The sequence below is a fragment of the Mucilaginibacter phenanthrenivorans genome (assembly GCF_024721155.1).
Lineage (GTDB): Bacteria > Bacteroidota > Bacteroidia > Sphingobacteriales > Sphingobacteriaceae > Mucilaginibacter > Mucilaginibacter phenanthrenivorans.
Map to the genome: position 1 here is coordinate 155073 of NZ_JAHVAP010000005.1, position 25434 is coordinate 180506.

Sequence of the window (25434 nt, forward strand, 5' to 3'; positions counted from 1 at the left end):
TGAGATAAGGCGTTACCAGTGTAACCACCGCAATGTACACCCGTATTCCTGGTAGAAATATGATGCATATCACTTTAAAAGATGACCGTTATGCGGTTTAAGAAATATTCGAAATGCCAAAGATTTTTACAGTCGGGCGCTGTTGTACCACCTTATTTTATTGAAGAGAGAACCAGAGGACATACGCATCTGGAACTGCAAATTAAAGCCCTTGAAATAACGAAATTGTACTTATTATACATTTCGGGCATATTAAGGTGTGCTTAAGTAATGTTAACTCCAAATCATTATTTCAGCAATTACTTGCTACATCTTGAAATTTTCATTAAATAAACGTACCTTTGCAAAAAATTTAAGAGGCGCATTTTCATGCAAAAAATAAGAAATATAGCGATCATCGCTCACGTTGACCACGGCAAGACTACCCTGGTTGATAAAATATTACACGCTTGTTCTATCTTTCGTGATAACGAACAGACAGGCGAATTGATATTGGACAACAATGACCTGGAGCGCGAACGAGGTATCACCATCGTTTCAAAAAACGTTTCGGTTATGTACAAGGATGTTAAGATCAACATCATCGATACCCCTGGTCACGCCGACTTTGGCGGCGAGGTTGAGCGCGTTTTAAAAATGGCCGATGGCGTTTTATTGCTTTGCGATGCATTTGAAGGCGCTATGCCTCAAACCCGCTTTGTAACACAAAAGGCTTTAGCCCTTGGCTTAAAACCTATTGTTGTTGTAAACAAGGTTGATAAGGAAAACTGCCGCCCTGAAGAAGTTTACGAACAAATTTTTGAATTGTTCTTCAACCTTGAAGCAACTGAAGATCAGCTGGATTTCCCGGTTATCTATGGTTCGTCAAAACAAGGCTGGATGAGCACAGACTGGAAGGTTCCAACTGATAACATTTTCCCTTTGATGGATGCCATTTTGGCTAACATCCCTCCTGCTCCTATTGCCGAAGGTACTTTACAAATGCAGATCACCTCTTTGGATTATTCTTCATTCGTAGGTCGTATCGCAATCGGTCGTGTTGCACGTGGTACTATAAAAGAAAACATGCCGGTATCGTTGGTAAAACGCGATGGCACTATTCAAAAATCACGCATAAAAGAACTTTATACTTTTGAAGGTTTAGGTAAAGTTAAAGCTACATCGGTTAGCTCCGGCGATATCTGTGCCGTAGTTGGTATTGATGGTTTTGACATTGGCGATACCATTGCCGATTTTGACAAACCGGAACAACTGGAAGTTATCCATATTGACGAGCCTACCATGAACATGCTGTTCACCATTAACACTTCACCGTTTTTTGGTAAGGAAGGCAAGTTTGTAACCTCACGCCACCTGCGCGATCGTTTATACAAGGAAATGGAAAAGAACCTGGCGCTTAAGGTTGTTGAAACCGAATCGCCTGATTCATACTTAGTGTATGGCCGTGGTATTCTCCATTTATCAGTATTGATCGAAACCATGCGCCGCGAAGGCTACGAGTTGCAGGTTGGCCAGCCACAGGTTATTGTTAAAGAAATTGACGGTGTTAAATGCGAGCCGGTTGAAACTTTGATAGTTGACGTACCTGGTGAAGTTGCCGGTAAGGTAATTGAGCTGGTAACACAACGTAAAGGTGACTTACTTGTAATGGAGCCAAAAGGCGATTTACAGCACCTTGAATTTGATATTCCTGCACGCGGTATCATCGGTTTACGTAACAACGTACTGACTGCTACCGGCGGCGAGGCTATCATGGCACACCGCTTTAAAGCTTACGAGCCATGGAAGGGCACAATCCCAGGCCGTTTAAACGGCGTATTGGTATCAATGGATACCGGTAAAACAACCGCTTTTGCAATTGATAAATTACAGGACCGCGGTCGTTTCCATATCGATCCCGGAACTGATATCTACGAAGGACAGGTTTTAGGCGAGCATATCCGTGATAACGATTTGGTTATTAACCTTACCAAAGGCAAGCAGTTAACCAACATGCGTGCATCAGGTAGCGATACCAACGTGCGTATTGCCCCTGCTATCAAGTTCTCGTTAGAAGAATCGATGGAGTACATCCAGGCCGACGAATACATTGAGGTAACCCCTCAAAGCATCCGGATGCGTAAGATCTTCCTGAACGAAAACGAAAGAAGAGTTAACGCTAAGAAGTTTGTTAACCAATAAGAAGTTGATTAGGTTGATTGAGAGAGTGGTTAATTGAGGTAGATAATCAACAAATATATAGAGCATCCGGGTTTACCGGATGCTTTTTTTGTTGCAAATAAAAAGCTACATTTATATCCGTAATAACATTTCATGAAAAAAATTTACCTTATCACAATTGCAGTGCTCGGATTTATATTGATCCTGAATTCCTGCAGTAAGCTTACTGACGTTCAGACAAATCCGGACCATTCCATACAACTTACCTTCGATACTGTCCGGATTACGCAGGGTACAACGCAATTTCTTGCCGCGAAAAATTATCATGCTGATCAAATTAACTGGGCCTCATCTGATACTTCCATAGCAAAGATAGATGCCACAGGGCTAATTAATGCTTTTCGCCCGGGCGTGATTACCATAACAGCAGTTAGTAAAACTTATGCGGTTTCGGCAAAATGCGTAGTTATTGTCGGTGGAAACAATATTTCGGATACCAAAGTATCTGATGTTTCAGTTGGTGCCGACGGTTCTATTTACGTAATTGGGACCGATTTGGTGTCGCCCACTGGCGGATACGGTATTTACAAGGTTTCGGGCGACAAATTAAATAAGCTGCCTTTATGTGCAGGTGTCAGGATAGCCGTAGGCCCTGATGGCAGGCCATGGGTAGTTAATAAATCACATATCGTTTATCGCTTCCGTGATTCAACATCTGCCTGGGAACAACTACCCGGTACAGCTACCGACATAGGGATTGGTGCCGATGGTTCAACATTCATTATTGGTACGCAGGATGTTTCACCAAGCGGGGGTAAAAATATTTTGAAGTGGGATGGCAGCAACTGGACTACTATGCCAGGGTGTGCAGGTATCCATATTGCGGTGGACCCAACAGGGATTCCTTATGTAGCTAACCTATCAAACATTGTTTACAAATACGATGGCATAAGTCTCTGGAACCCTATTGGTGGAGTTTCAGCTAACGACATCGGGATCGGCGCTAATGGCAGCGTATATGTAACCGGAACTACCGGTTCGCCAATCACCATAGCCAAATTAACTGATCCGGGTTCATGGGCTTCCATTTCAGTAAGTTCCGCAGTTGCCACAAGCATATCTGTTAAGCCAAACGGCGACATCGTTTATATCGATGGCAATGGGTTATTGCATTTAAACTAATCGTACCAGACACAATAATCAGAGGCCGTCTCATAACTAGTTTATGAGACGGTTTTTGCATTTTGATTGCTTTTGGATTGTCCATTAGGACAATGTCCACAATGATAGTTTTTTGGGGAGGGCTTCGAATTAGCTGGATTTTAGGATAAAAAGCCAAAATTAGCTTGCGCCTCTCACTTTTTGAGGTTACGAGCAATTGAAAGTAAGCCCATTTCGACTTCTGTTTTCGTTAAGCTTTCTTAAGTAACTGTTCGCTGTTGGATAGTTCTTATAGTGTGCTAATATTTCTATAGAGTGCAAAAAAAATCGGGTCCGCGAGATTAAACCCCGGCAGACCCAATTTTTTAATCTGTATCGTCCTAAAAAAATACAGGTGATTTTACTTTAGATATAATGCAAATAAGTCCTTATAAATTAAGGTTATTGTAGATTAAATGCGAAGCGTTAACTGTCCATGGATGTCCTTGAGGATCTACAGCTACATTTATTCCTGCACCTGATACGGTAGCGGTCCAGCCGGTTCCATTCCATTTTGAAATTCCGTAGCCACCGGATGTGGAAACCAGGGTTGTGCCAACAATGTATACACTTCCGTTAGCACCAATGCCAATGTCCGTAGCAGAACCAGCCACCTGCTGAAACATAGTTCCATTGTATTTGTAAATTAAATTAGATTTATTAACTACCCATGGTGTTCCGGATTGATCTACAGCTACTCTTACGCCTGAAGCTCCTGATATCACAACCCAACTGGTTCCATTCCATTTTGAAACTCTGAATCCTCCGGTTGAAGATACTGTTGTGGTATCTGTGATAAAAACAGAACCGTCGGCACCTATGCCAATGTCGGTACCTGTACCTGGTAATTGCTGAAAAGCACTACCATTAAATTTAAAAATCAGGTGTGATTTATTAATCACCCATGGATTGCCTTGTGGGTCTACAGCTAATCTAACTGCCGCTCCCGAAAAAGTTGTCCAGCTGCTTCCGTTCCATTTTAAAATCCCATATCCCCCTGTTGGTGATACTGTTGTGGTGTCTGTTATAAAAACAGAACCATTAGCTCCTATACCGACATCCGTACCTGCACCTGGTAATTGTAGCCAATTGTCTGATGAAGGCAAATTTGCCTGGCTACCGGTTAATTTTTTAGAAAACGATGAGTCGGTTTTAATTGGGCTGCTTTCTTTTTTACAAGCAATAAAAATGTTTGCTACAGCAAATAGCAAACAGGCTATTCTGATTTTTTTCACAAGCGAAAGGTTTAAGTTATAACGAAATTGTTATAAAACAAAAATACAAGAATTTCACAAAAAGCAATAGTAGCAAACAAATAATTTCATAAAAATTAATAAAAAATAGAACAAGCGCATTTAAAATTTCAAAAAAGCTCAATTAAATTAATATTTAGTTAATAATTAATTTACCCAATGATTAATAAATTAAATTACGGTTGATAACACTTGGTAAAAGCATACAAATATTAGACATCCACCTAAGCCGCTTGCGTGATGAAGATTTAAGAAAGGAAAATAGTCACAATCGCCTATACCCTATTGCCCATATTTTACAGCACTGATACTCATTATTGACCCTGATTGTTGATTTCGATGCCCTTGTTGGTGTTGTCACCAACAAGTTGGATGAGGTTTGTGTCTGTTTATCAATGCCGCCAATCTGGTTGTACAAATGCACACCCAATAGCCTCATCGTTTGTTGGTGACAACACCAACAAAGGCGGAACCTGCTGGCTTATTAAAATTATATAGAGCATCCGGTAAAATACCGGGTGCTTTTTTTGTGGATTTACTATTGCCTTTTGTGGTTAAAAAGCAAGCTAAACTTAACTGACATCATGTCGAACATTTTTTTATCGATACAATAAATCACACTGGCTTGCTCATTACTGGTTTTGATAATCCCAAGCGACTTTAATTCAAGTATATGCTTATCGATTGTACGCGATTTATAGGTATCAGTATAAAAAGCCTTTTTACTTATTCCATTTCCGTTTTCAATTATCATCCGGATGATAAAAACCCTCACAGGCAATGCCATGGCTCTCGCAAATTGCGATATCTGAACATCCGTTTCATTTAAGTTTGCTTTTAAAAACCCCATAAAAAACTTGTGTAAAAATGAATGTAATTCAAAAAGCTGCGCCAATTATTTGGCGCAGCTTTTACTTAAGTTAAACCGGTGTCGTGTCGATCATGAATTGACACTTAGCCTTGAGTTCTGAGTCAGAAAAAAACAAATTTGACTTAAAGCTTTCGACAGAAGACCGTTGACTTAACACTATTTACTTTACTGCACCCGGAGTTGTGTAAGGTAACACCTGCGGGTCGAAATTAGCCCAGCCGGCGGTCCAATCGGTTGCGCCGAACGCGCCGCGGTAACTAACTTTATCAAAAAATGCATTTGTTACTTTTGCATTCGTAAACAAAGCGCCGGTTTCTGCTGCCGAACCGGCTTTAACTGTGAAGTTCGGTGTTCCGGGGCGGGCAAAATCCGACGAGAATTTGAACGGATCTGTAATTAAAGCATCAGCATATAAGGCTGCGTCAAAAACATTGTTAGCCCGTAAGGTTGTTTCAAATATTGCTTTTTGAGCAGGGTTGTCACCTTTTACCTCGTTGCCTTTTTTGTTGCTTCCGTAAACTATGTTGTTTGCAAAAACCAAACGGCCCGCAGTATAGTTGGTTGATGTTGAGCCTGCGGTGGTAACTTTTGAATCATCGATATAAATACCTTCGGCGAAACCTGCAAAAACAGAATTTAATATACTCAGCGCCGAGTTACGACGAATTTGAGCGCCATGCTGGTAGTTAGCGTTTACGTTGGAAGGCACAGTTAGGCTTGAAATAGGGCCCAAAAGCGTCATGTTAGAGAATACCGCCGAAGTTTGCGGGGTTTTATCAGAGCCTGAACCATCATTGTCTGATTCAAAGGCATTTGAGCCCGAAACGTCGGCAATGGTTGGATAGCGTTGCGATAAGCCAAACTGAACTTTACCTGAATAGCCAAAATCGGTATCAAAATCATCATCAAGGCCGCCAATGGCCAATAAGTGCTTTGCGTTTACATTACCGCCAAACCATTCAAATGAATCATCGCCTGAACGGTAAACTTCAATATAATCAAGGGTTGTGCCTGAACCCACGCCGCCCATGGTAAGGCCGTTGATTTCGTTATCAGGTGAAAAAGGGATACCTGCGTATTCGATACGTACATATTTTAATGTGCCTGAGTTATCATCAGCGACTGAACCACCGTATTGTATATATTTTGCGGCATCGCCTTTGGCATCCAAACCGCCTTCAATACCTACATTATCGCCCTGGTTAACAGGCGCCTTTCCTAACAGGATGATACCACCCCAATCGCCGGCCGAACGTGTGCCCGCAGCAAAAGACGAAGTAAATACAATAGGTTTATCAGCCGTGCCCACGGCCATTAATTTGGCACCGCGGGTTACCACTAACGTTCCCTTGCTTGCTTTTTCGCCTTTAATAATAGTGCCCGGCTCAACAGTAAGCACCGCTCCATTTGTAACATAAACGAAACCTTTTAAAAGGTAAATTTTATCAGCCTTCCAGGTGGTGCTTGTAGCTATGTCGCCGCTAACCTCAACTGTTGACGATGTTACAGGCGGAACAACAGGATCGATAGTGGAGTTTGTTTTACTACATGATGTAGCCAAAATAATGGCGCTTAACGCCAGTAATAGAATTGATTTTTTCATATTTTTTTTATAGTTTATTGAAGATTAAAGAGTTTAACGATTAGTAAAATGTGTAGTTAAATGCTATTGAATAATTGGAGCCAGGCGTATACCTCCTAAAGATGTAACCTGTGCCGGGCGGGGTATAGGTTTTACCATCAAGCTGGTACGTGAAATCGTATTTTTGATTCAGGATGTCGCTGCCATTAAATTTAATTTCGCCTTTGCTTTTAAGCACCTTATATCCAACCTGGAAATCGAGCACATTGCGCGGGTTTTCGTAAACGCTTGGGAAACGCACACCACCAGCATAAAATATCCTTTTGCCCAAACGATTAAACAGCACGTTCAGCGAAAGCTTGTTATTAAATTCGGTATGCTGCAAGCCTGCATTAATAACATAGGGCGACTGGCCAACCAATGGTCTCGATTTTTCCAACCGGTTAACACCGTCATCAGGATTGGTAACTTTTGATTTGTTGAATGAAAAATTTGCGTAAGCCGTGGTAGATTTAAAAAATGCCGCGCTGCCAATAAAGTCAAGCGTTTTACGCACCTCAAGTTCAAAGCCATAAACATAGGCCGATTTTGAATTAAAATAACTGATGGTAGTTGATGAGTTTACGTCATCAATTACCGGTTCAATTGCATTGGTGAAGTTTTTGTAAAATGCCGAAACTGAAAAGATTTGCCCTGCTGAAGGGTACAGCTCATACCTTATATCTGCGTTGTCAATAGTGGTACGTTTTAGCGTTGGTTCGCCCTGTATCGTTGAAAGCAGCTCATAATCATAATAAGGAAAAGGAGCTACTTCACGCAACTCGGGGCGCGCTACTGTTCGATAATACGATGCCCTGAAATTTGCTTTTTTTGTTAAGCTGTAAGTAAAATTTACCGAAGGCAGAAGATCAAGGTTATCAAGATCCGTACGTGGTTGTTTTACGTTAGTTTCTTCTGTACGTAGTTTCAGGTTAAACTTCTCGGCCCTTAAACCATAAACAATCCTTACACCCTCGCCTATTTTATTATCCAGCATAGCATAAGCCGAGTTTGTTAAACTGTTGGCGGTGTACCTGTCGGTAGGGTTTGATAATTCGTCCAGATTATACAAGCCGGTGTTAATCACATTTTGCCCGAAAAGGGTACCGATAGGCCGCTCTAAAATAGCATTCGAGTCGTAATTAGGGTCGTTTGTATTAAGCACCAGGCCCAGGAACCTGGCACTAAATGTACGGTCGCGGTATTGCGAGTTTACGCCTGTTTTAAAAACGCTTTGGCTAAACATTTTAACCGGAAGGCTAAAATCTATCTTACCCGAGTAAACGTTTTCGCTTAAATGTGAAAACAAGCGGGCGTTTTCTTTTTGAAGGCCTGTAACCTGGGCAACGTACGGATCGCCGGGGGCATTTTGTTTATAATTTACCTTACGTTGATCAGGTTGGTCGTTTAAAACATTGTTGTAACTCAGGTTCCATTTTAGTTTGGCATTTTTCGCCCCTATGCCGTGCTCGCCATCTAATGTGGTTTTAAACAAGGTTTTTTCAAGCAGGTCATAAGCGTAAAAATGGTTATCGCCGGTGGTTGATGTACTTGTATTTCGTCCGGTACGATAGGTAAACTGATCGTCAAATATCCGGTTATATAAAGTTTTAAAAGTTATTTTGCTTTTGCCGAAACTGTAAGCAAAATTAGCCAGGGCGCCTACATTGGTTGAGAATTTGTACTGCTGATTGTGGTAATCGTAATTATCAAACTGCTGCTGCAGATCGGGGATAAACGTTTGCGAATTTCTATAGGTTAAAGCAATGGTGGTACCAAACCTGTTTTTGCTTTTTCCAATTTCGCGTACATCGCCTAAGGTAAACTGGTAGTTTTGAGTTGGCAGGGCCTTGCTCGTATAAATATTAAAGTCGTTATTTAAGCTATTAATAGCCTGGATATTGCCATTGGGGGTTAGTTGCCTGTTTACGATTTGATTTGATGATGGGAAATTTGAAGTTAACTTCCGGCTGCCATCATCAAACCCGAAATAATCGCCCACCCTGCGGTATCCGCTTCTAAAATCCTTAAACGTGCTCTGTGTGTTGTAGCCATAGCCTATTCCAATATTTACAAAATTCTGATCGGGTATGTCTTTAGTAAGGATCTGCACATTACCACCTGCAAAATCTCCGGGCATATCCGGGCTGGCGGTTTTACTGATAATAATATTATCAATTAATGATGCCGGAATAATATCGAACGAAAAGGCCTTGCGGTTAGGTTCAGTGCTTGGCAATGGCGCCCCATCCAATGATGCGCTGTTGTACCGATCGCTTAAGCCACGGACCACTACAAACTTATTGTCCTGTATGGTTGTGCCGCTTACGCGCTTTAATACATCGCTGGTACTTTTATCCGGCGATTTTCTGATCAACTCCGATGAAATTCCGTCAGCAATAGAAATGCTGTTTTTTTGAATAGCATATAATGCGCTCGTCGATTCCTGCCGGTAAGTTGCCTTTATTACAACCTCGTTAAGTTTTGAAATCCCGGCTTGCCCTAAAGCAACATCAAGGCCGGTTGCGGTACCGGCCTTAACCTCCACTTCAGATACTACCTTGCCTTCATATCCAATATACTTAATAGTAAGTGCATAGGTCCCTGGTTTTAAGCCGTTCAAAACGTAATGGCCCTCCACATCAGTAGCAGTGCCGGTTGTGGTTCCCTGGATTCCTACGGTTGCACCTATTAATGTTTCGCTGGTTTTTACATCTATAACCTTGCCAACAATTTTACCGGTTCCCTGGGCAAAAACAACCGAACAACTTACAGTTAGGAGAAGGAACGCCAGAACAGAATTTATAACTTTTTTCACTCAAAATATTTTGATGCAAAGCTATTTCTGCCATTTTTACCAAACGATTTTTAGCCATTATCAAACCATTATATGTTTCTGTTCAGTGCGTTACCAATGGTTCATTTTCATAACCATTATGGCCTTATCCCCGTTTTTCTACCAGTATCTGTGCTAAAATCCCCTCGTTATTTACCAAAGCCATCTGCCTGATCATCCTGTCAAAGCCTGCGTTGTTCAAAGCTATGGATTTGAGCTTTTCGTTAGCCTTTGCTAATACGCGCAAACAGGTGTATTTTTCCTGCCAGGTAATTTCCTCTATCAAGTCATCTTCAAAAACATCAAATAAACTGTTAAGCACGCTTATTAAATAATTGGCTTTTGGCGTAAGGGTGATGAGTTTACCCCTGCGGTCTTTAAAGTTCACCTCTTTGGTAACATAGTTTTTGTTTATCAGCGATGTTATTATAGCAACCATATTTGATTTTTCTACTTGCAACTCATCGCAAATAGCTTTCTGTGTGGTACGGCCGCCGGCCCTGTTTATGGTTAAAATAATAGGGTAATGCTGATAAATGTCTATTTCCTTTAGTGCACCAAATAAATATTGCTGGTATGATTTATTAACCTGGATTAACTGCAGATTCAGATCTTCTCCAAAATTCATTTTATTAATAACAATACCCGGCACAGGCAAAAACCAGCCGCCGGGAAATGAATAATTATGTTAATTATAATGGATTGTGGCTAAATGCCGCGAGAAGGCTAAATAAGGAATGTCTGAAAAACCAGGTGCTTCTGAAGTACCGGAAATTGGGTTTTTCCCGAAAGAAAATTATACTTTGCTACTTTGGGGGATGCAAAGGCATAGCTAATGGCAAATAAGCTAAACAACAGGTATATTATGGCAACAGTTCTTAACTTAAAGTGCACCGGCGGAGTTGAAAGGTGGCGCTTATAAAAAAAATCCCAACTCAGGTTGTGGCCGCCGCATTCAAAATATTGATGATGTGCAGACTTGGTTTTACTGATCACAGATTGATGATGATGAGTCATTACCTTGCCCGAAATAAGGCTGGAGATCGGCGATACCACTATAATTCCCACCGCTAAAAACAGTAAAAACTTTATGAATATTTTAAATAGCACCGACATCTGTTTTTGTTGAACAATACTTAATCAATACAAATATTTACATTATTGATAGCGCTGGCAACTGAATTTAATTTGTTAATATAAATTTAACAATGACTTTATTTATTAAATAATTTAACCATCTGGGTATAAATTAATACAATGACCAATAACAGGCATTTTTACCACCTATGGATAGTAATTACTATCCCCGGAAAACAATACTTGGCAGCGCTCCTTCTATTTGATGCGATGATTCTTGTATCTTAGCCCCTGATTCTGAAAATATGCGTTTCCCCAACATTAAAGGTTTTGATCAGCAGGCTTTAGAAAAGTATTTCAAAAATACGGGGATGACTTTTATAGGTAAAGTGGGCAGCCTGCTTATCAAACTCATTGTTAACATTGCTGTTGCGCGATATCTAAGCAAAGCCAAGCTGGGTATTATAACCGGAGGCATTACTTATATCTATTTATTTTCAGCGCTTGCCACACTGGGGCTCGACCAGTTTATTGTTAAGGAGCTACATCAATTCCCAAAAAACCGCGACCAAATTTTAGGTACATCCTTTTGGATGAAGTTGTCTGGCGGCATAGCCTGTATTCCATTAATATGGTTAGCCTACCAGGTTTATCCCGCCCAGGGAACGCCGTATAATTATGTGCTGATAATTTCGGCGGTGGGAGTTTTCCAGGCGTTTAACGTTATCGACTCTTATTTTCAGTCAGAGGTTCAATCAAAATATATTATGCAGGTACAGGTTATTGGAAACCTTTTATCTGCAGCGATAAAGCTGGTGCTTATCTACCTAAAGATGCCGCTTATCGCCTTTGTATATGCCTATGCTTTAGATTTCCTGCTACTGGCTACAGGATATTACTTTACCTATCAGCGCAAAGGACGCAATATTTTCAATTGGGCATACAATAGCCAATTGGCAAAAAAACTACTGCAGCATTCATGGCCGTTGATTATATCAGGAATAATGGTTTCCTTATACATGAAGATAGACCAATTGATGATCCAGAACATATCCGGCCCATCAGAGGCCGGTGCTTACGCCACAGTTGCATCATTAAGCGAGGCCTGGAATTTCGTTCCTACTGTTATTGTGACAACCCTGTTCCCGGCCATATTAAATGCCCGCCGTGATGATTTGGACCGTTATAAAAAACGTATTCAAAACCTTTACGACTTGATGGTTTACCTGAGTTTACCTGCGGCTATAATTATTACGTTTTCTTCGCATTTGATCTATAAAGTGTATACTCCCGAGTTTGCTTATGCTGCGCCCGCTTTATCAGTACACATCTGGTCGGGGGTATTTGTATTCTTAGGAGCAGCTAATAGTCAGTATCTGATAGCCGAGGGCTACGTTAAGCTTACCTTTTGGCGCACAGGGTTTGGTGCTTTAGTGAACATCGTTCTCAACCTTATCCTGATCCCCAAAATGGGGCTGATGGGGGCTGCTATTGCTACACTAATAGCTTATGCCAGTTCAGCATTTTTTGTATTGCTGATCCCAAAAGTAAACAAACAGGGTGTTATGATGTTAAAATCATTATTTCTAATTTCGCTCGCACAAAAAATCATTAAAAAATGAGTAAAATTTCCTCATTGCTTCAGGTATTAACCAGCCCTGCAAGGCTGAAGGCGTTGTTGTCATTTAACCATAAAGGATATTTGAACGATATAGGATGGTTCAAAGGTTTCGACAGCAAATCGCCGGTTGACGGTGAGGGTAACCCCATTCCGTGGGTAACTTATTCTTTTATCGATTTTATAAAGGAGCGCATCCAAAAGCACCATTCCGTATTTGAATTCGGCTCGGGCAACTCAACTTTTTTTTACGCCAAATACGCTGGGCTGGTAGTTTCGGTTGAGCATGATAAGGAATGGTTTGATAAGATCGTAAAATCCAAGCCGGCCAATTCAGAGATGATCTTTTGTGAGCTGATCCGCGATGGCGACTATTGCCGGATGCCCATAAAGCTTGAGGAAAAATTCGACATATTGATTGTGGATGGCCGCGACAGGGTAAATTGCTGCAAACAGGCTGTAAATGCAGTTTCTGAAAATGGCGTTATTGTATTGGACGATTCAGAGCGCGACTTTTACCAGGAAGGTATTAAGTTTTTAAAGGGCAAAGGATACAAGGAATTATCATTCAGCGGAATTTCGCCCGGGTTATTCTATCGTAAATCAACATCTGTGTTTTATAAGGCTGCCAATTGCCTGGATATTTAATAAATAAGTCTGGCCGCAAACAGCTGCTTACCCCCTAACTAATAAGCAATTAGTGAGCTAGCGTTAACCATTGCATGCCGTTTTTTATCATTGTGCAAAAAAATATCAGGGCACGAAAAAAAATGTTTCTGAATTAGGCAGCGGAATATTAGCTTTATATACTTTTTACTCCGGGCTTTATTGATAACTATTGAACACATTTTACCGTAAAAGTTTCTGTTTAGGCACAATAAAAAAAGGCATGCGCTTTTTAACATTCCTGTTGGCTTTTATTACCTTTTGCTTTTACACCCAGGCTGGTTTAAAGCCGGTAAAAAGTCCTTATCCGCCTAAAAAAAGTCCGATAATAAGATTTGCTCCCGGCCAAATCTTAACCTTTAAAATTCCACAGCAAATTGCAACCGAAGTTATTGATGAAACCAGTCATTCCATTGGAATTGTGGTACACGCGGGACAAGTTATTACTTCATTAACACCAACAATAACGGTAACGGCCGGCTCAACGGTAAACCCGGCATCCGGGGTTCCGCAGAATTTTACCAGCGCTGTGGGTTACACTGTTGATGCCGCGGATCCAAGTGGTGGCACTTATTACTCTGTAAACGTTTTGGCTGCAAGAAGTCCGTCGCCAATATGTACCGGTACATCAACCACAATAGCAGGTGATCCGCCGCCGCCAATTGCGGTCACCTACAGGTGGGAAATTCTTGACGCTGCAGGCAATTGGAACCCCGCAGCCGGCATAAACACAAACCTCAATTATACAACAGCAACACTTACAAGTAATCCAACCACGGCAAAAATCTATTCGTTCAGGCGCGCAATAATAGTATCCGCCGTAGGTACTACTTATGATTCTTATAACGATCTTGCGGTAAATCCGTCTATTCCAATCGCTAACTATGGAATTACCCAGCCAAATCCCGGTTCCTTTTGTGGAAGCGGCACTGTCGGAATAATTAATGGCGAACTGCCAACAGGTGGTAATGGCAGCTATACCTATCAATGGCAAATCTCGACAGACAATGGCGCCACCTTTAACGATATAGGCTCAAATGATAAATTACAAAGCTATATTCCCCCGGCGCCATTTACTGCAACTACCCTTTACCGACGAAAGACAGCTTCCGGACCCTGCACCCCGCCTGTTGTGAGTAATACGGTTACCATAAGCATAGTAGAACCCATTAACAGCAATGCGATTACGGCTCACGGGCCTACGTCTTTTTGTGTCGGCGGCCAACCGGAAACCATTACAGGAAACGGACCGGGAGGCGGTGATGGCACGTTAATTATTGAATGGAGAAGTTCGACTGACAATATAACTTTTACGCCTATTATAGGAGCTAATGATATAAATAAATATACGCCACCCGCATTAAATGTAACAACCTATTATCGCCGTTATGTAACCTCGGGCCCTTGTACAACACCTAATATTGGCAATCTCATTACCTTCACGGTAGAATCTGCCTTAGGCAATAATACACTAACCCCGCTCGCCGCCGGTTCCCATTGTGCAAGCTATGCGCCGGGTCCCTTACAAGGCAGCCAACCTACCGGGGGCGACGGTGTTAATTATACTTATGTATGGCAAAGTGCCGCAACCGCCGCCGGTCCATTCACTGTAATTCCAAATTCAAACGTACAGAACTACAATCCGCAAACGGTAACACAAACAACTTACTACCAACGCGCAATTACGTCCGATGCATGCGATGTGCCATTGCTGAGTAACGTCATTTCCGTAAATATAGAGCCTCCCCTGGCAAAAAACACCATAAATAACCCGCCGGTTGTATCATTTTGCCAAAGCGGCTCGCCCGGACCGATACCGGGATTACTACCGACCGGCGGCAACGGAATCTTTACTTATGTTTGGCAAAGCTCAACCAATGGCGGATTAACTTTTAACCCAATCCCAAATTCAAACGTACAAAATTACGACCCGCAAACCGTTACCCAAACTACAATTTTTCAGCGGAGTGTAACGTCGGGATCGTGTACCGTACCATTAGTAAGCGGGCCTGTAACTATAACCGTTACGCCTGCAATTACATCCAATATAATAAATCAACCGCCCAACGCTTCTTATTGTGTAACAAGCAGTCCGTTAACTATCTCAGTGCAACCACCAACGGGCGGAAATGGCTCATACACCTATCAATGGGAAAGTTCTACAAACAATACCACCTTTTTCCCGATAAACGGTGCAACATCACCAGATTATTCCGCACCGGCTTTAACTAAAACAACCTGGTTTAAACGGGTAGTGTCGTCCGGCTTTTGCCTTGGCACATCAGAGAGCAATGTCGTAGTTGTAACAATTAACCCGGCGCTTGCCAATAATATCATAACAGCACCACCTGTGAACAAATTTTGCGAAGCGGGTGACGCAGGGCCAATTACGGGCCTACCACCTTCAGGCGGCGACGGCAATTACACCTATCGGTGGGAACAATCAACTGACAACATTATTTTTACCCCAATAAATGGCGAGACAGGCGCAACTTTTGATCCGCCAAATCTTACCTCAACCATGTTTTACCACCGCGTGGTAATGAACAGCATTTGCACAACGCCATTGATCAGTAATTCGGTTGAAATACATATTACACCAGCGATAACAGGTAATACCATAAACACACCACCTATTGGTTTTTGTGTTAGTGCAAATCCAGGGGATATCTCAGGAAGTCCTCCCGGTGGTGGTGACGGCCCTGGTACATACACGTATCAATGGTACAGCTCCACTGATAACCAGGCTACCTGGAGTCTCATTGCTGGTGTTAATACCATAGATTACAATAATCCGCCTACTATTTATACAACCACCTGGTACAGGCGTGATGTAACGTCCGGAACTTGTGTACTGCAAAGTACCCCTCAAAGGATTGTTGTCAACCAAACGCCTGCTAATGTATCTGTCGATCCGGTTGCCCCAATTTGTCCCGGCAATCCGGCTATAATTTCTGTCACTTCGCCTGATCCTACATTAACTTATAACTGGTACGATTCGCCGGATAAATCGAATTTGCTGATAACAGCTACTTCCTATACCACCGATGCCTTAACCCAGAGCAAAACATATCATTATTATGTTGAGGCTACAAACAGTGGCTCCTGCTCAAGCCCGGTGCTTACCAGGGTAGACGTAACAGTCCTGACCCCGCCAAGCGCGCCGGTGTTGGTTAACGCAAACCCATCTGCTTGTGCAGGCTCAACCACCACGCTAAGTGTTGCCAACCCGCAGGCATCGTTAACTTACAATTGGTATCCGTCAAATGCAAACCCCGATCAGCCCGCTATCTGGTCGTTACCTGACTTCACGCCGCCTCCAGTGGGTAACACTACAACGTACTATGTACAGGCGGTAAACAGCGCCGATTGTATGTCGCCATATACAGCGGCTACCATTACAGCTAAACAGGCGCCAAAATTAGTAACCGCAAAGGGTACAAGTGTTTGCCCCGGCTATCAAGCCAGCCTAACTGCCACTACTTTTGACCAAAACGTAACTATAAACTGGTATGCAGATCCAACAGGCGGTACCAGCCTCTCTGCAACTGCGAACTTTCAAACACCTCCGGTTAATACCCCAACTACTTATTATGTAGACGCAACTGATAATGCTACAGGCTGCCCATCGCCGTCGCGAACAGCCGTACAGGTCGACTTGCTACAACAGTTGGCTACGCCGGTGCCGTATGTAAGTTCAGTTACTACATCAACCATAACTTTCCAATGGCCTGCAGTGCCGGGCGCGGGAGAATATGAAGTAAGTACTGATGGCGGCGCCACATTCACCTTCCCTACAGGAGGAGTTTCTGGTTTAACCCATGAAGTAAGCGGGCTACAGGTTAATGAAAGTATTACTATTATTGTGCGCGCTACCGGGGCACCATGCCAGTTGAGCGCTAATTCATTACCGGTAACCGGTACCACCATTGATCCGTTAGCCGACTTAATATTTGTTGCCAATGCCTTTACCCCAAATGGTGACGGAAAAAATGATGTGGTATATGTGCGTAATAGAAATATAAAGAGCCTGAAATTTTATGTGTACGACCAATGGGGCGAAATGCTGTATACCACGGTAAACCAGCAAAACGGCTGGGACGGCACCTATAAAGGCAGGGCTGAGCCTGCCGGAGTTTATGTATATTACCTGGAGGCTATAATGAACGACGGAAAACAAGTGAAGAAAAAAGGAACGGTTACATTAATAAGGTGAGAAAGCTAATTGTATTCATATCGGTATTACTCCAATTGGGGGCCATCAGCACGTTAAAGGCGCAGATCGATCCGCACTTTTCGCAATATTATGCCTATCCGCTATGGCTTAATCCTGCGTTAACTGGTGTAATTGACGGCACCGCGCGTATAAATGCCAATTTTAAGGACCAATGGGTAGGTATTCCAAACGGTTACAAAACCGGCGGTCTATCTATGGATGTGCGCTCGGGCGACAAGGTGGGCCTCGGCTTCAACGTAATTAACCAGGCTGCCGGGACTGCGGGGTATAATTACTTCGCTGCGTACGGATCATTTGGCTACGGGATAGCCATCTCGCCGGATGGCACGCAAAAGCTGCATTTCGGCCTGCAGGCCGGGCTCATTAACCGCAGCTTCGACCCCAGCAAAGCACAGTTCGATAACCAGTACAACTCCGGGGTTGGCGGATACGACCCTACCTTACCCTCCAACGAAAGTTTTCCAACAACAGGCGCAACCGTATTTGATGCAGGCGCGGGGATCTTTTATTATGATGGAGATCCTTTACATAAGGCAAATATGTTTGCCGGCATAAGCGCCGCACACCTCAATGGGCCAAGCGATCCGTTTGCCACCGAGGGTGTTAGCACTAAGCTGCCGATCCGGTTTACAGCCCATGCAGGGGTCAAGATCAAGGCGTCTGATGATTTTGATGTAACCCCACATGCCGTTTTTATCAGTCAGCAGGGGGCTTCGATAAAGGCACTGGGCATTTACTCCGAACTAAAGGCCGATCCCAACAACGGCCTTATCCTTGGCGCCATGTACCGCCTCGGTGATGCCGCAGTCGCAGATGTAGGCTACCATGTAAAAAGCCTGGTGATTGCTGTGAGCTACGATTTTAATACTTCGGCCCTAAGGCAGGCCACCAACGGACAAGGCGGTTTTGAACTGTCGTTGAGCTATGTGTTTAAATATAACACCAATCCTTCTGAAGTTTGTCCGAAGTTTTAGGGGGAGGCACAAATAAAATAAAACTTTATCCGCATTAAATTGCTGAATACTCTAAATTTGAATCCTGAACAATCAGGGCCAACTGCATGCAACAATCTGCCATAAGCGATAATGTTAAAACCGCGTACGACGAATTTTACGAAAAGCACGACGAGGCATGGCGGATGCTTGGCGCAAAATATAAGGTACAGCACATTATTGATGTTTGCCGCGGCCGCATTTTCAAAAAAGTACTGGAAGTTGGCGCCGGAGACGGCAGCATTTTAAAACTGCTTGCTGATAAGGACTTCGCACCAGAATACCACGCAGTCGAGATCTCTGAAAGTGGCGTCGAGCATATCAAAACACGGGCGATCAAAAACCTTAAATCTGTTCAAATTTTCGACGGTTATAAATTGCCGTTTGAGGACAACAGTTTCGACCTCATCATCCTGTCGCACGTTCTGGAGCATGTTGAGCATGAACGCATTCTGCTCCGCGAGTTAAAGCGCGTTGCCCGTCATTATGTGATTGAGGTGCCTCTTGATTACCGGGCTGGTGTTGACATGCGGATCAAACATTTTTTAGCTTACGGGCACATCAATGTTTACACCCCAACGTCGCTCCGTTACCTGTTAAGCACCGAAGGCTTTGTGGTAGAGGATGATCTTACATCAATGATTGAGCCCGAGGTTACCCGCTTTAATACCTTCATCAATCAAAAAAAGCCCAAAAGCCTGGTTACCAATTTGAAGATCAATGCGGAGTACGCAGTTAAAAACAGCCTTGGGAAAATTTTCGGAAAAAAAATAAACGAGCAATTAGCCAACGCATATACCGTTTTATGTACTAAAGCCGAGCAGCACCTCGAAATATTCTAACCAATACAATGCAAAACCTTGCCCCGATTGCCCTTTTTGTTTACAACCGGCCCGAGCACACGCGCCGTACCATCAGCTATTTACAGAAAAATTTGCTGGCCGACGAATCGCGCCTGTTTATTTTTTCGGATGCGCCAAAAACAGATGATGACAAGCTAAAGGTGGAACAGGTAAGGCAATTGATAAAAGAAACAACCGGGTTTAAATCGGTAAAGATAGTACTCCGCAAGGAAAATCTTGGGCTGGCCAACTCCATCATCAGCGGGGTAACACAGCTGGTAAATGAATACGGCAAGATCATTGTTTTTGAGGATGATCTGCTATCGTCGCCCTATACATTACAGTACTTTAACGAGGCATTAACCCGTTATGCCACCGAAGAAAAGGTAATGCACATTGGCGCATATATGTACGAGCTGGCTGATAAAAAGCTACCTCAAACCTTCTTCTTCCGCGCAGCTACCAGCTGGGGCTGGGCAACATGGGCACGTGCATGGAAGGATTTTGAGGACGATGTTGACGTGCTCCTCAACCAGTTCGACAAACACAAAACTGATCAGTTCTCCATCAACGGCACCATGAACTTCTGGAAACAGCTAACGGGTTTTAAAGCCGGAAAAAACGATTCCTGGGCCATCCGCTGGTACGCCTCTATATTTTTGAAAGGCGGTTTAACGCTCAACCCTTCAACCTCGTTCATCCAAAACATTGGTAACGACGGCAGCGGTGTACACTCCAACAAAGAGAACATGTACCAGGTGCGCATTGCCAAGAAGGCAGTAACTAAATTTCCCACAGAGATAAAGGAAGATCAGCAAGCTTACGCAGCCATCAAACACTTCCTCAAAAACCGTAAAGGCAGCCTGCTTAAACGCGGCCTAAGGTTTGTGAAGCAGTTGCAGGTTAAGTATTTGGTGAAAAAGTAGAATACCAATAAGCACTCTTATAAACTTTGTCATTGCGAGCGATAGCGCGGCAACCTCGTCGCCGTGTATTTACGCCTTTCAAGTTGTACACTGTTCTCTTCGCCCTGTAAAGCTACGAGGTTGCTTCGTACCTCGCAATGACATAGGGGCTTTCGGTGCTTAGATTTTATTTTTACCCCTTCAACCCTTCAATCTCCTTCAACGTCTTCGGCAGATACTTACCCAATAACTGGCTCCCGGTATCGGTAATCAAAAAGTTATCCTCAATCCTTATCCCGCCGAAATCGCGGTAGGTGTTCAGCACATCATAATTGATAAAATCAGCGTATTTGTCGTCGGCTTGCCAGCGGTCTATCAGTTCAGGGATGATATAGATGCCCGGTTCAACGGTAAGCACAAAACCGGCTTCCAGCTCGCGACCAAGGCGCAACGATTTTAACCCGAAAATGGATGTTTCTTTTTTAAGTGAATCGGTATAACCAACATACTGCTCTCCCAGATCTTCCATATCATGCGTATCCATGCCCAGCATGTGACCGAGCCCGCATTGAAAGAACATAGTGTGCGCGCCGGCTTCAACCGCTTCGGCTGCATCGCCCTTCATAATATTTACTTCGGCAAGCCCTTCAACCAGTTTCTGGCATGCGGCTAAATGAATATCCTTATACCTTACACCAGGTTTCAACATACTGATGGCATGATCCATCGAGTTCAGCACCACCTGGTATAATTCCGACTGGCGGGTAGTAAAGCTTTTACCAACCGGGAAGGTACGGGTAAGATCGCCACCATAATGCATCGCATTTTCGGCGCCAATATCACTCAAAACCATGCGGCCCTCCTGTAAAGTATTACCGTAGTAATGCGTATGCAGCGTTTGTCCATGGGTGGTGATGATAGCCGGATAGCCTAAACGCGCATTATTGGCAATTGCAACTTCATGCGCTTTGGCAACCAACTCGTATTCCTTGATCCCTGGGCGGGTGTGTTTGATAACAGCCAGCTCCATATCCACGCTGATGTTCACCGCCTTTTCTAACTCGGCTACTTCAAGCGGTGTTTTTATTACCCGCTGTGCAATCACGGCTTTTATCAGCTTAACAGAAACATATTTAGCCAGATCGGCTAAGCTGGTATTCAGCCACGCGGCAAGTTTAATTTTATTTTCAGGGCGATAAGGCGGCAAAATATGCACCGGCCTGCCCGATGTTATGGCTTTATGGATGTAATGGGTTACCTGGTCGTAAGGCTTGGTCTGGGTAACGCCAACCATGGCAGCCATTTCGCTCACGGTAGGCAAGGTGCCAGTCCAAACAATATCATCTATGGTCAGTTCATTACCAAAGATCACCTCCTCGCCGGTATCGGTGTCAATAATAGCCGTAAGCCCGTGGGTATCCAATCCAAAATAATAAAGAAAACTGCTATCCTGGCGAAACAGGTAGGTATTATCCTTATAATTCATGCTGCTGTCCTCGTTACCCATTAAAAGGATGAGGCCGTCAGCGCCGATATTTTGTTTTAAGATCTGCCTGCGGTTGGTATAAACCTGCTTGTCAAAAAGGTGAAGTTCCATGGCGACAAATATAACCATGATTAAACTAAGATTTTCAAGATGAATAAGATGGTAGGATAAAAATATAACCTGGATTGAGGGATTTGGACTAAGATTTTTAAGATGAGGATGATGATATAATAATTGAAAAAACACAAAAATCACCAACTTGTCATTGCGAGCGATAGCGCGGCAACCTCGTCGCCGTGCATTCACGCTTTGCAAGTTCTACACCTTTCTCTTCGCTCTGTAAGCTACGAGGTTGCTTTACTCGTTCCTCGTTCGCAATGACAAGATGTGCTAAATCAAATCAGCGCAATCCATTAATCATAAAAAATCACCGGTTGAGCTGCTTCATTGCCTCCTCAATCGCCTTATCCAACTGCGGGTCTTTATTTTCCAGCCTGTCGGTGAAGCCTGTTTTTACGTAGATGTCTGGGCTTACGCCGTTTTTCTCTATATCCTTGCCATCCAGCGTGAAACAACCCCAGGCCGGGATGCGGTAAAACGAGCCATCTACCAACCCCTTGCCGCTGGTAAAAATTATCCAGCGATAGGTTTCTGTGCCGACTATCTTACCCAGGCCCAAAGCTTTGAAGCCCTGCGCGGTCATTTCGCCGTCGCTGAGGGTTTGTTCATTAATTAACAGGATGATCGGTTTGGCAGCAGGGGCAAAGTTTGGCTGCGGACTTTTTTGTCCGCCCCGGTATTGCCATTGCAGGTATGGTCGCTGTGACAGGAAACGCAACACGGCATCGTGCACATTACCGCCGGTGTTGTACCGCAGGTCGAGGATCAATGCATCCTTTTTATAGGCATCGTCAACCATATCCTCCAAAAACGTTTCCAGCGACCCGGTACCCATATCCTTCATGTAGGCATAAGCAACCCGGTTCTTTGTTTTTTCAGTTACCGCAGCACGATTTTCATCTATCCACTGATCGTATAAGTTTTCAGACAATTCATGAGCGCTTTCCGGGTGGAATTTCGCTACCACTTCCTTCCCGGCCCTATCGAATGTTAGTTCAATCTCCTTATCCTGCGATGGCTTGGTAAAATAATAATTCCGGTCCTGTTTTTCATCAACCGGCAATCCGTTCACGGCTTTCAAGCGGTCGCCGGGCTTAACGTCTATTCCTGCTTTGTCGGCATTGCTGTTTTTTAATACAGATGCAACTTTATATGGATCATCGTTATCAAACATCACCCCGGTTTCCATGGTGGTATAGGTAAGATTCTTCCCCTCCTCCTTACCGTTTGAATAAAAACCCTGGTGCGATGAATTTAATTCACCCAGCAAATCATTCAGCAGGATGCGCAGGTCGGCACGGTTATTTACATAAGGCAGGTAAGCTGCATAACGGTCATGCATTTTCTTCCAGTCGGTACCATGGAAATTGCCGTCATAATAATTTTCTTCCAACCCGGCCCATGCCTCGTCATACATCTGTTTAAACTCGCCATCAAGGTTACGGTCGAATTTATAGCCGATATCAACTTTATCCAGTTTATTATTATCGATGTTTAGTGTGTAAATATTGCCATTGGCCAGTGCATAATATTTATCCAAAGCTGGAACAACGTCAAAGCCGCCGGCATCCTCACCGGTAACTTTCTCAGTCTTATTATCTTCAAACGGTTGAATGGAGGTGCGATAAATGGCCCATTTGCCTTCCGAATGATTGGACGAGTAATACACCAATGTTTTATCACCCTTCTGGATCACGTACGGTGAACGCTGGTTCCCAAACTCAGGACTAACCTGCTCCAGGCGCTTCATGATATCGTCGGTATTCACGATGATATCAGCGGGCGGTTTCGGTGATGGCTGTTCTGATAAAGGCTTTTTCTTTTCGCTCTTTTTGTCCTTATCCTTTTTGTTCGTGGTAGTGTCCTTCTTATCCTCCTTAAATAACTCCTTTAGCTTATCCATCCGGAAGGCATCGTCAAATTTTTGAAGGGGCATCCTGTAAACATGTACGTCGCCGCTGCCCGTTGGATACAATGGTGTTGTGCGCGCCGAGGTAAAATAAATATACTTCCCATCCGGCGACCAAAACGGATCGGTTTCCGTAACCCCGCTATTGGTCAGGTTTATTGTTTTACCCGATTTTATGCCATATATAAATACATCCTGTTCAAAATTGCGGAATGCCGTATAAACCACGTATTCCCCGTTTGATGAGATGTAGGGTGATGCATTTTGAAATCCCCAGATCTCGTCGGTAGCAATAGTTTTACTGGTGAGGGCTTTCAAATCCAGCAGCCTTACCTCGTTGCGGCCGCTCAGGTACACGCCCTGGGTATGCTCTTTATTTACGGAGAGCAGCCTGTTGCTTTGCTTATCAGTAGTTACCTGTTTTTCCTTATCCGGTTTATTAACCGCAATGCTGTACCAATTCGTATAGCCACCCAACGTCTGGCTAAATAATACCGATTTATTATCCGACAACCATTTCACTTCGGTAACCCGTTCGGCATTGCCGCGCTCAATTTTGGTAACGAATTTGCCCTCCACATCGCTTACAAAAAGTTCGCCACGCGATACAAATGCCAGCTTCTTCCCGTCTACTGATACATCCATGGCTTCAATTTTGCCCTTCACATCAAACTCCTGTTGCTTGGTAAGCACATCGTTACGCGAAAGGTTAAGGTTTATTTTTTGAGTTTGCTTAGAAGCCACGTCATAAACAAAAAGCTGGTAATCTTTTTCAAAAACAACCTTTTCGCCGTTAGCGCTCACAAACGGGCGCTTAATAGAACTCTGGAATTGCGTAAGCGCGGTTTTCTTTCCGTCGATGAAAGTGTATAGGTTATATTCCTGGTTACCCTCGTCGGATACAAAATAAATATCGCCCTTCTGATCCAGCGTGGCCCAAAAATCCTTGCCTGCCCAATCGGTATATTGCTTATAAACTTTAGTCTTCGGATTGTACGACTGGATATCCGGGTTGTAAGCGCCCTTATAATGCTTGCGCTGCTCAAAAATATAGCTTTCCCAGGTACTGCTGAAGAACAGTTCACCGGTTTGCGGATGCTCAAACACACCGTGAATGGTATTAAAATAGTTGCCGAAAAGCCGCGTTGGTGTGCCGCCGACGATGTTCACTTTGTATTCGCTGAACATATTATAACGACCGGAGGTAAAATAGACCGACTTTGAATCCCAGCTCCATGAATCAACCTCGTCGCCCGAGCTGTGGAATGTAAGCTGTTTTATCTCGCCGCCTGCCAGGGGCATCACATACACGTCGTTATTCCCAAACTGGTTTGATGAGAACGCCAGCCATTTACCATCAGGCGATACCCGGGGCCGGGTTTCCTCGCCCTGCATGGCAGTAATACGCGATGCCACCGGGTTACCGATCTCTGTTTTCCAAAGATCCCCCTCATAACTGAATATTACAGTTTTACCATCGGGGGTAAGTGTAGGGAACGAGGTAAAATAAGCTTCGTTGCTTTGCGCAGTTGCAAGTTGCTGAAATAATAACGTTGAGAAAAGGAGCAGGTATATTTTTTTCATATTGCGAATTTTGACGTAGAGACACAAAGTATTGTGTCTCGGGACAAACATTAAATT

The 25434-nt window shown here is 43.5% G+C and carries 16 protein-coding genes; 8 read left to right on the forward strand and 8 right to left on the reverse strand.

Features of this window, described 5'->3' with window-relative positions; all coding sequences use genetic code 11:
- Window positions 1-369 precede the first annotated feature (369 nt).
- Together typA and KXD93_RS12900 are read left to right on the forward strand one after the other, a co-directional pair.
- On the forward strand, window positions 370-2181 hold the full coding sequence (gene typA / locus KXD93_RS12895; protein WP_258137524.1) for a translational GTPase TypA: 1812 nt from the start codon (window positions 370-372) through the stop codon (window positions 2179-2181).
- Between the two features lie 132 nt (window positions 2182-2313).
- Complete coding sequence (locus tag KXD93_RS12900; protein WP_258137525.1) at window positions 2314-3342, forward strand: Ig-like domain-containing protein; 1029 nt, start codon at window positions 2314-2316, stop codon at window positions 3340-3342.
- A 407-nt stretch (window positions 3343-3749) separates the two neighbouring features.
- On the opposite strand, the gene KXD93_RS12905 is transcribed toward KXD93_RS12900, so the two are convergent.
- The 6 genes from KXD93_RS12905 to KXD93_RS12930 form a co-directional block, all read right to left on the reverse strand.
- Window positions 3750-4595, reverse strand: coding sequence for a tectonin domain-containing protein (locus tag KXD93_RS12905; protein ID WP_258137526.1), 846 nt, complete (start codon window positions 4593-4595; stop codon window positions 3750-3752).
- A gap of 556 nt (window positions 4596-5151) precedes the next feature.
- Window positions 5152-5463: a hypothetical protein gene (locus KXD93_RS12910; protein ID WP_258137527.1), complete on the reverse strand. Its 312-nt coding sequence runs from the start codon at window positions 5461-5463 to the stop codon at window positions 5152-5154.
- 181 nt (window positions 5464-5644) lie between these two features.
- Window positions 5645-7087 (reverse strand): beta-helix domain-containing protein, encoded by a 1443-nt coding sequence (locus KXD93_RS12915; protein ID WP_258137528.1) that lies wholly within the window; start codon window positions 7085-7087, stop codon window positions 5645-5647.
- Window positions 7088-7127: 40 nt separating this feature from the next.
- Complete coding sequence (locus KXD93_RS12920; RefSeq protein ID WP_258137529.1) at window positions 7128-9923, reverse strand: TonB-dependent receptor; 2796 nt, start codon at window positions 9921-9923, stop codon at window positions 7128-7130.
- Window positions 9924-10047: 124 nt separating this feature from the next.
- Window positions 10048-10569: a MarR family winged helix-turn-helix transcriptional regulator gene (locus KXD93_RS12925; RefSeq protein WP_258137530.1), complete on the reverse strand. Its 522-nt coding sequence runs from the start codon at window positions 10567-10569 to the stop codon at window positions 10048-10050.
- Window positions 10570-10667: 98 nt separating this feature from the next.
- Window positions 10668-11057, reverse strand: a complete 390-nt coding sequence (locus tag KXD93_RS12930) for a hypothetical protein (protein WP_258137531.1) — start codon at window positions 11055-11057, stop codon at window positions 10668-10670.
- Window positions 11058-11323: 266 nt separating this feature from the next.
- Between KXD93_RS12930 and KXD93_RS12935 the strand changes: the two genes are divergently transcribed.
- The 6 genes from KXD93_RS12935 (at window position 11324) to KXD93_RS12960 (ending at window position 20299) form a co-directional block, all read left to right on the forward strand.
- Entirely contained in the window at window positions 11324-12640 is a 1317-nt protein-coding gene (locus tag KXD93_RS12935; RefSeq protein WP_258137532.1) for a flippase, read from the forward strand.
- Window positions 12637-13284 (forward strand): FkbM family methyltransferase, encoded by a 648-nt coding sequence (locus KXD93_RS12940; protein WP_258137533.1) that lies wholly within the window; start codon window positions 12637-12639, stop codon window positions 13282-13284. The genes KXD93_RS12935 and KXD93_RS12940 overlap by 4 nt, the downstream gene beginning before the upstream one ends.
- Window positions 13285-13525: 241 nt before the next feature.
- Window positions 13526-17518: a T9SS type B sorting domain-containing protein gene (locus KXD93_RS12945; RefSeq protein WP_258137534.1), complete on the forward strand. Its 3993-nt coding sequence runs from the start codon at window positions 13526-13528 to the stop codon at window positions 17516-17518.
- Window positions 17515-18513 carry a PorP/SprF family type IX secretion system membrane protein gene (locus KXD93_RS12950; protein ID WP_258137535.1) on the forward strand — a complete coding sequence of 333 codons (999 nt, stop codon included), beginning with the start codon at window positions 17515-17517 and terminating at the stop codon, window positions 18511-18513. The genes KXD93_RS12945 and KXD93_RS12950 overlap by 4 nt, the downstream gene beginning before the upstream one ends.
- Before the next feature lie 86 nt (window positions 18514-18599).
- Window positions 18600-19373, forward strand: coding sequence for a class I SAM-dependent methyltransferase (locus KXD93_RS12955; RefSeq protein ID WP_258137536.1), 774 nt, complete (start codon window positions 18600-18602; stop codon window positions 19371-19373).
- Between the two features lie 8 nt (window positions 19374-19381).
- Window positions 19382-20299 (forward strand): glycosyltransferase, encoded by a 918-nt coding sequence (locus KXD93_RS12960; protein WP_258137537.1) that lies wholly within the window; start codon window positions 19382-19384, stop codon window positions 20297-20299.
- Window positions 20300-20471: 172 nt separating this feature from the next.
- On the opposite strand, the gene KXD93_RS12965 is transcribed toward KXD93_RS12960, so the two are convergent.
- Window positions 20472-21875, reverse strand: coding sequence for an aminopeptidase P family protein (locus tag KXD93_RS12965; RefSeq protein WP_258137538.1), 1404 nt, complete (start codon window positions 21873-21875; stop codon window positions 20472-20474).
- Window positions 21876-22191: 316 nt separating this feature from the next.
- Entirely contained in the window at window positions 22192-25377 is a 3186-nt protein-coding gene (locus KXD93_RS12970; protein WP_258137539.1) for a S41 family peptidase, read from the reverse strand.
- Window positions 25378-25434: the final 57 nt, after the last annotated feature.

Excerpts from the sequence above, each read along its gene's own strand:
- KXD93_RS12900 (WP_258137525.1), top strand. The coding sequence starts at position 2,314 with ATGAAAAAAATTTACCTTATCACAATTGCAGTGCTCGGATTTATATTG.
- KXD93_RS12940 (WP_258137533.1), top strand. The coding sequence starts at position 12,637 with ATGAGTAAAATTTCCTCATTGCTTCAGGTATTAACCAGCCCTGCAAGG.
- KXD93_RS12960 (WP_258137537.1), top strand. The coding sequence starts at position 19,382 with ATGCAAAACCTTGCCCCGATTGCCCTTTTTGTTTACAACCGGCCCGAG.
- KXD93_RS12915 (WP_258137528.1), bottom strand. The coding sequence starts at position 7,087 with ATGAAAAAATCAATTCTATTACTGGCGTTAAGCGCCATTATTTTGGCT.
- KXD93_RS12970 (WP_258137539.1), bottom strand. The coding sequence starts at position 25,377 with ATGAAAAAAATATACCTGCTCCTTTTCTCAACGTTATTATTTCAGCAA.
- KXD93_RS12965 (WP_258137538.1), bottom strand. The coding sequence starts at position 21,875 with ATGGAACTTCACCTTTTTGACAAGCAGGTTTATACCAACCGCAGGCAG.
- typA (WP_258137524.1), top strand. The coding sequence starts at position 370 with ATGCAAAAAATAAGAAATATAGCGATCATCGCTCACGTTGACCACGGC.
- KXD93_RS12925 (WP_258137530.1), bottom strand. The coding sequence starts at position 10,569 with ATGAATTTTGGAGAAGATCTGAATCTGCAGTTAATCCAGGTTAATAAA.
- KXD93_RS12955 (WP_258137536.1), top strand. The coding sequence starts at position 18,600 with ATGCAACAATCTGCCATAAGCGATAATGTTAAAACCGCGTACGACGAA.
- KXD93_RS12935 (WP_258137532.1), top strand. The coding sequence starts at position 11,324 with ATGCGTTTCCCCAACATTAAAGGTTTTGATCAGCAGGCTTTAGAAAAG.
- KXD93_RS12930 (WP_258137531.1), bottom strand. The coding sequence starts at position 11,057 with ATGTCGGTGCTATTTAAAATATTCATAAAGTTTTTACTGTTTTTAGCG.
- KXD93_RS12910 (WP_258137527.1), bottom strand. The coding sequence starts at position 5,463 with ATGGGGTTTTTAAAAGCAAACTTAAATGAAACGGATGTTCAGATATCG.
- KXD93_RS12945 (WP_258137534.1), top strand. The coding sequence starts at position 13,526 with ATGCGCTTTTTAACATTCCTGTTGGCTTTTATTACCTTTTGCTTTTAC.